General features: G+C 46.1%; 8 protein-coding genes. All 8 read right to left on the bottom strand.

Features of this window, described 5'->3' with window-relative positions:
* Positions 1 to 77: 77 nt before the first annotated feature.
* Positions 78 to 263, bottom strand: coding sequence for an H-type small acid-soluble spore protein (locus HP401_RS29210; protein ID WP_015893484.1), 186 nt, complete (start codon positions 261 to 263; stop codon positions 78 to 80).
* Between the two features lie 16 nt (positions 264 to 279).
* The gene (locus HP401_RS29215; protein ID WP_015893485.1) at positions 280 to 462 is read right to left on the bottom strand and encodes a hypothetical protein; all 183 of its coding nucleotides are present in this window, start codon (positions 460 to 462) and stop codon (positions 280 to 282) included.
* 127 nt (positions 463 to 589) lie between these two features.
* Positions 590 to 847 (bottom strand): HPr family phosphocarrier protein, encoded by a 258-nt coding sequence (locus HP401_RS29220; protein WP_015893486.1) that lies wholly within the window; start codon positions 845 to 847, stop codon positions 590 to 592.
* Positions 848 to 896: 49 nt separating this feature from the next.
* Entirely contained in the window at positions 897 to 1,844 is a 948-nt protein-coding gene (gene whiA / locus HP401_RS29225) for a DNA-binding protein WhiA (protein WP_015893487.1), read from the bottom strand.
* Between the two features lie 8 nt (positions 1,845 to 1,852).
* A complete protein-coding gene (locus tag HP401_RS29230; RefSeq protein ID WP_173607593.1) occupies positions 1,853 to 2,863 on the bottom strand; it encodes a gluconeogenesis factor YvcK family protein in 1,011 nt (336 codons plus the stop codon).
* Positions 2,864 to 2,941: 78 nt separating this feature from the next.
* Complete coding sequence (gene rapZ, locus HP401_RS29235; RefSeq protein ID WP_015893489.1) at positions 2,942 to 3,823, bottom strand: RNase adapter RapZ; 882 nt, start codon at positions 3,821 to 3,823, stop codon at positions 2,942 to 2,944.
* A gap of 236 nt (positions 3,824 to 4,059) precedes the next feature.
* Complete coding sequence (gene trxB / locus HP401_RS29240; RefSeq protein WP_173607594.1) at positions 4,060 to 5,019, bottom strand: thioredoxin-disulfide reductase; 960 nt, start codon at positions 5,017 to 5,019, stop codon at positions 4,060 to 4,062.
* A gap of 64 nt (positions 5,020 to 5,083) precedes the next feature.
* Entirely contained in the window at positions 5,084 to 6,727 is a 1,644-nt protein-coding gene (locus HP401_RS29245; RefSeq protein ID WP_173607595.1) for a tetratricopeptide repeat protein, read from the bottom strand.
* Positions 6,728 to 6,872: the final 145 nt, after the last annotated feature.

The raw sequence follows: 6,872 nt of genomic DNA on the forward strand, positions 1-6,872 counted from the left end.
ACTACCGGCCGAGTGTTTTTTTTATGCCGAGCAAACCCCTAGAGGTTTTCCTTGGTCTGCTCGGCTTTTTCGATGAATCATTGTGATACTTCCATTAACTGACTGACATAGACTGTTCGGCTATGCCCTGGATTTTTTTCCTCATGTACACGTGCTGTTGACGTTTTTTCGTCTACAGCATCGATCCAAACGGCTTGTCCATCGTACTCTACCTTGATATGGTCGTCTGATTTCATGATGGCTTGTGCTCTTGTTACATTCATAAGTGACTGACTCCCTCTATTGGTCATCGTCAAGAGCTTGCTTGGCTGACGTAGCCCCTGTCATCGTATCTACAGTCGTTTCTTCAATCAGGCCGTTTTGGTCGGAAACAACTCCGCCCCCCAGTCCCTCATTCACCATCCGATCAATGTCCATATCATAACAATCGCGGCCTTCGTAACACTTATCACGGTTACTCATGTCTCATTCCTCCTTCATGCAATATACATGGTTAGAAATGCCCTGCCCGAAGTGAATTGATACATATCCATCATGATAACCAACAAAAAAAGACACCTCCCTTAAGGGAAAGGTGTCTCTCGTGACTCTATTCTTCTTTACTTACCAGATTCGTAAGGCTGCTGACTGCCTGGGAGGCATCCGGCCCTTCTGCCAAAATGGTAATTTCCGTTCCAGAGCTGATTGCGAGGCTCATGATACCCATGATGCTTTTCGCATTGACCTTCTTGTTGCCTTTTTCTACGAATACTTCCGATGCAAAACGGTTAGCTTCCTGTACGAAAAAAGCTGCTGGACGAGCTTGCAAACCGGTCTTTAACTGAACCACGACCTGCTGTTGAACCATGAATGGACCTCCTTACTTGTAGACTATTATCCTTTAGTATAACATGCATCTACATCGAAATATTTTGTTTTTCTCGTATTTTGTCAGCGATTTCGTTAATTTTCCGCAAGCGGTGGTTAATGCCCGATTTGCTCACTACTCCGCTTGGCACCATCTCGCCCAATTCTTTCAAATTGATGTCAGGATGAGCCACTCGAAGCTCCGCGACCTCGCGTAGACGTTTTGGCAAATTCTCCAAACCCATCTCTTGATCGATGAGCTGAATATTTTCCATCTGTCTGGTGGCTGCATTCACCGTTTTGTTTATGTTGGCGATCTCACAATTGTGTAAACGGTTTACGGAGTTCCGCATGTCCTTTACGATTCGGACGTCCTCGAAATACAGAAGTGCCTGATGAGCCCCTATCAAGCTCAAAAACTCTGTAATCTTTTCGCCTTCTTTAATATAGAGAACATACCCTTTTTTCCGCTCGATGCACTTGGCATTTAGTTTATACCGATTGGCGATCTTGGTCAATGCTTCGCAAAAATCCTGATAGGAAGTGAAAATCTCCAGATGATAGCTGGATGCCTCTGGATGATTCACAGATCCCCCCGCCAAAAAAGCCCCCCGCAAATAAGCAGCGCGGCAGCATGACTTTTTCACGATCTCTGGAGCGATTCCTGGGATAAACGACAGGCTTTGATCCATGATGCCCAAGTCTTGCAGGATCTCATTGGCCTTATTCGGAATACGCACAATGTAGACGTTGTTTTTTTTCAAACGCATTTTTTTGCGAACTAGCAATTCAGCGTGTATCTGAAACAACCTCTTGATTAACGTGTAAATACGTCGGGCAATCGCCGCGTTCTCTGTCGTCACATCCAGCACCAGTCGTCCGGCTCCAAACTGCAGACTTCCATTCATCCGAATCAAGGCTGAGAGCTCTGCCTTGCTGCAGCAATCGGCACCCTCCATCATGGTAAGCTCTTTTTTGGTATGCGCGGCGAATGACATCGACTTCACTACTCCTTCTCTATCTTCAGCACCTTCCGTCTTCGTTTGAGAAGTGACACAACCTGCTTGCTGACAGCATGTGCATCGTGACGTAGGTATCCGTCCTCAAATGTGACTAACGGCTTCGCCACTACATGCAGACCGAGTTGGCGCAATCGCTTTGAATCACATCGGACAGGAGCTGCTCCTTTTTCCGCGTATTTGTCCAATACATGGGTAGGCAGCTCGGCTGAATTGACAATGATCGTATCCAGAAATGGTCTATCTACATGTTCATACATGACATTCACGTGCCTGGATGCAGAAAAACCGTCTGTCTCCCCTGGTTGTGTCATGACGTTACAAATGTAGATTTTTGGGGCTTGTGCGCATGTAATCGCTTCAAATAACCCTCGTACTAATAAATTGGGCAGGATGCTCGTGTACAAGCTGCCAGGCCCAATCAAAATGGCATCCGCATCGGCAATCGCCATCAGGGCTTCGCTCAGAGGAACAGCATCCTCTGGATCAAGGAACACCCGCTTGATTTCTTTGCCAGTCAACGGTATTTGGGATTCTCCGATTACGAGAGATCCATCTGTCATTTCCGCTTTCAACTGAATCGATTGCGTGGAAGCTGGCAATACATCTCCACGCACTGCCAAAACCCCGCTTAATGTTTTGACTGCGGTGACAAAATCTCCAGTGATTTCGTTCATCGCTGCAAGTAATAGATTTCCCAAATTATGCCCGGCTAATCCCGTGCCTGTGGAAAAACGATATTGCATGACTTTTTCCATCAACGGCTCTGTATCGGCCAGAGCAGTCAAGACGTTTCGAATGTCGCCAGGTGGAAGCATATCCATTTCTTCTCGCAAACGTCCAGAGCTTCCCCCATCGTCTGCTACCGTCACAATCGCTGTAATATGCACTGGCTCGTGCTTCAAACCGCGTAAAAGGACGGATAGACCCGTTCCTCCGCCAATAACGACTATCCGTAATGGCCTTGACTGTAGCCTCCCGACTCCCTTAGTAGGCATATGTCACCTCATTATTTCTAATACATATACCACAGGTGGCTTTTTATGCACGCTTCAGTCTTTCCTGCCATCTTATGCTCATTTGTTCTTTTCCATGTCTCGATGACTAACACGGACAGAAAAATCTTTGCCAAAGGCTTCTCCCAAATGTTCTGCAATGGCGACCGAGCGATGCTTGCCACCGGTGCATCCGATTCCTATCACAAGTTGACTTTTTCCTTCTCGCTGGTAATGCGGTAGGGTGTACCCCAAAAAGTCTGTAAGCTTTTCTAAGAATTCCTTTGTGTCCTTGTGCTGCATCACATACTCTGCCACGTCTGGATCACATCCTGTTTTCGGACGCAAATCCTCCACATAATGCGGATTGGGCAAAAAACGGACATCGAACATCAAGTCAGCGTCTATCGGTGCGCCGTATTTGAAACCAAACGATAATACATTAATCGTAAGGGGTGATCCTTGTTGACCGTATTGGTTGATGATTTTTTCTCGAAGCTGAACTGGCTTCATTTGACTCGTATCGATAATCTGATGCGCCCAGCCCTTCATTTCCTCTAACAAACGGCGCTCGGCGTGAATTCCTTCCAGAGGCGAACCGTTCGGAGAAAGCGGATGTCTGCGGCGTGTTTCCTTATAGCGAGAAACCAATGTCTGATCGTTCGCATCCAGATAAAGGATATGGTAAGATAGTCCATTCATCTGATTGAGGCTTTCCATGGTTACGGCTAGATTTTCAAAAAACTCACGCCCTCGCAAGTCAATCACCAATGCGACTCGCTCAATACTCCCACCAGACTGTTTAACCAACTCAGCAAATTTGGGAATCAGTACAGGGGGCAGGTTGTCTACACAAAAAAAGCCCAGGTCCTCCAAGCTTTGTACAGCAACTGTCTTTCCCGCACCTGACATTCCGGTAATAATCAGGAGATTCATGGCCTTGTCGTTTCCCAATTCCGTCACGCAACTCGCCTCCTACGATTCTGACAATAGCATACCATATTGTCGACCTTATTCGCACCTTTTTGAACCGCTTCCCCTGTTTTTCCAAGGACGTCCTCTACAGGCGTACAAGCTATTTTAGAAAAAAAGATGCGTGACTGAAATGCCAGCCACGCAACAATTGTTTATATAGATAAGGGGGTCAATTCATTGTCTATAGATTACACTTGAATTATTTCACCCATGTTACAAGCAGGTTAAGAGATTGTGACATTTTGTTCCTTTAGCTTTTCATTTAGCTCTTCTACATAATGCTGAGCAGATTGAGCAGCGATCGAACCGTCTCCAGTTGCTGTCACGACTTGGCGCAGCATTTTTTCGCGTACATCGCCTGCTGCAAAAACACCTTTTACTTTGGTGTTCATTTTTTCGTCTGTCAGTACGTAGCCTGCGTCGTTGGTGATGCCCAGTGGACGTACACTTGCAGTCAATGGGTCCATCCCTACGTAGATGAACACTCCATCTGCCGGGTATTCTCTTTGTTCACCTGTTTTGGCGTTTTGCAAGAGAACCGCTTGTACCTTGCCTTCACCACGGATCTCTTTTAATTCGGTATCCCAAATCACTTCGATTTTTTCGTTATCGAAAGCGCGTTTTTGCAGGATTTTCTGTGCACGGAACTGATCACGACGGTGTACGATTGTCACTTTGGAAGCGAAGCGAGTAAGGAATACTGCTTCTTCTACTGCGGAGTCTCCTCCACCAACAACTACCAGCTCTTTATTGCGGAAAAATGCACCGTCGCATACCGCGCAGTAAGATACACCACGGCCGGACAATTCTTTTTCGCCTTGTACACCGAGCAAACGATGCTCTGCACCAGTTGCCACAATAACAGATTTGGTCAAGTATTCCTTGTCACCCGTGATAACGCGCTTGTACGGCTCTTCATCGCGGATTTCCTTGATCTCACCATAAGCATACTCCGCACCGAATTGCTGTGCATGCTCAAACATTTTTGTAGAGAGATCAGGGCCAAGAATGGAAGTGAAGCCTGGATAGTTCTCGATATCTTCCGTGTTCGCCATTTGACCGCCTGGGATCCCTCTCTCCAGCATCAATGTGCTCATGTTCGCACGGGATGTATATACAGCAGCCGTCATTCCAGCAGGGCCAGCTCCGGCGATAATCACATCATAAACTTTTTGATCGCTCATGCTTGTTGCCTCCTCGTCTCACACAGTTCTGTTTCCTTATTTAAATTAATTATAATGTAATAATCTATTTAAAATCAAGTGTCGACAAAACTTTAACGCACTTTGCCAAGGTTGCAGCAGAAATGCCATATTTTTGAGCTAGAAGGGCTTGTGACTGCTTTTCGTTCGTTATCGTTCCGTATACATATTCTAATGCTGCGACCCACGCTACTTCTTTTCGCACTTGTACACGACTTTGGGCATATTCATGATGCTTGCGCCATACATCGAGGCACCATTCTCCAGCCTCTTGCTTGCCCTGCGAGAGTAAATAACGGCTTATGCCTTCTTCTATATTGCTCTTTTGATCTTCCATTGTCGGTGAACCATTCGATCCTTCAGGAGTTCCTTCCGGCATATCTGCACCCATATCAGCCAAAGCCAGCAAAGCTAACTTTTGCAGCTGCTGGTTATCCGTCTGGTAATAAAATTGACGGACTGCAGTTTCAGCTTCATCGTCTCCGATCAGAGACAATGTTTGCAGCACCGCGAATTTCACTTCATCGCGTCCATGCTGCAATGCCCAGAGAAGGGAAGCTCTGATCATCGGGTCTGTTTTAAAATCTTCCACTCCCGTAAACGAAGCCTTCTCCCAAGAAACATCGCGTTGGGTCGTATTGTATTGGTAGGGGATTGGTTTTATAGTCTCCCCTTCTTGTTCGTTTTTTACCATTTGAATGTATTGATCTGCGATTCCTGCTTCTGGATCTAACTGTTTGGCTTTTTGCCACCAGCGCAATGCTTGATCCTTTTTCCCACTCAAATAAGCTGAGATTGCAGCATAATGATACGTGCATGCTTCATGTGGTCGTCCATTTCGAAGCATGCGTTGGTAATGGAAATACGCTTCGTCATGCTGGCCTAGCACTCCCATTGTTGTTGCAAGCTTATAGGTATTTTCCGGATGGAACGGAACAACTTTTTTCAGCGTGTCAATTAAGCTCAACAACTCTACCGTTTGATTGTGATGAGAGAGCAAAACCGCCAAATTGCACAGTGCATGCAGGTTTCCTTCTTCTTTATCCAGCGTCTGTTCAATTGTCTCCATCGCCTTCTCGAATTCTCCAGCATAATAGTAGGCGAGAGATAAATTGTTCCATGCCGGCAAAAACTCAGGATCTGCCTCGACGATTTCTTTTAAGGTATCCAATGCCTCTAAGAAACGTCCCTCTTCCAGACTGCGACGAGCTCGTTCATGCTTGCTGTATACGTCCTCTTTTTCACTTGGGAGGAAGTGTCGCGGTGGCATGTCCAGCTCAAAGTAAATATAGTCGAGGAGCTCTTCGGCATCTTCCCGATACGGTCCAGTGCTATCCTCTTGTAAATAACGAACAGCCATTTCTTCTGCCATAGGGTAATCCTCTAAGTTGGCATAGTTGTTCGCCATGTAGAAATACACTTCTGTCATGGATGGGTCCCATTTTTCTATCACTTCATAGAGGACTTCATTCGACGCTTCAAACTGTCCAGTTTCAGCTAAGGCACTAGCCAAATGGCAGTGGCATTCTGCATTCGTCGGCTCCATTTCAACTGCTCGGCGAAATGAACGCAATGCTTTATCATAGTCGTACCGATTCAAACAGCGCATTCCCCGGTCAACAAAAAAAGCAGCATCTTGCTTAAAGTCAACGACGGTCGTTTTCTTCAAAATACTTTTGTTATGTTTCATAAAACCTCCAACATCGTAGGAGCTTACACTCCAAGTATCGTACCAGAAGCATCGGCACCCTACAAGCTGACTCGCCTTTTAAAGTGTTCAGCGGATAAAGCAAGAAACACCACTGGCCCATAGCAAGTGGTGTTTACGAACAAAA

It is taken from the genome of Brevibacillus sp. HB2.2 (genome assembly GCF_013284275.1).
Classification (GTDB): Bacteria; Bacillota; Bacilli; order Brevibacillales; family Brevibacillaceae; genus Brevibacillus; species Brevibacillus brevis_D.

Excerpts from the sequence above, each read along its gene's own strand:
- HP401_RS29210 (WP_015893484.1), bottom strand. The coding sequence starts at position 263 with ATGAATGTAACAAGAGCACAAGCCATCATGAAATCAGACGACCATATC.
- HP401_RS29215 (WP_015893485.1), bottom strand. The coding sequence starts at position 462 with ATGAGTAACCGTGATAAGTGTTACGAAGGCCGCGATTGTTATGATATG.
- HP401_RS29220 (WP_015893486.1), bottom strand. The coding sequence starts at position 847 with ATGGTTCAACAGCAGGTCGTGGTTCAGTTAAAGACCGGTTTGCAAGCT.
- HP401_RS29245 (WP_173607595.1), bottom strand. The coding sequence starts at position 6,727 with ATGAAACATAACAAAAGTATTTTGAAGAAAACGACCGTCGTTGACTTT.
- whiA (WP_015893487.1), bottom strand. The coding sequence starts at position 1,844 with ATGTCATTCGCCGCGCATACCAAAAAAGAGCTTACCATGATGGAGGGT.
- HP401_RS29230 (WP_173607593.1), bottom strand. The coding sequence starts at position 2,863 with ATGCCTACTAAGGGAGTCGGGAGGCTACAGTCAAGGCCATTACGGATA.
- trxB (WP_173607594.1), bottom strand. The coding sequence starts at position 5,019 with ATGAGCGATCAAAAAGTTTATGATGTGATTATCGCCGGAGCTGGCCCT.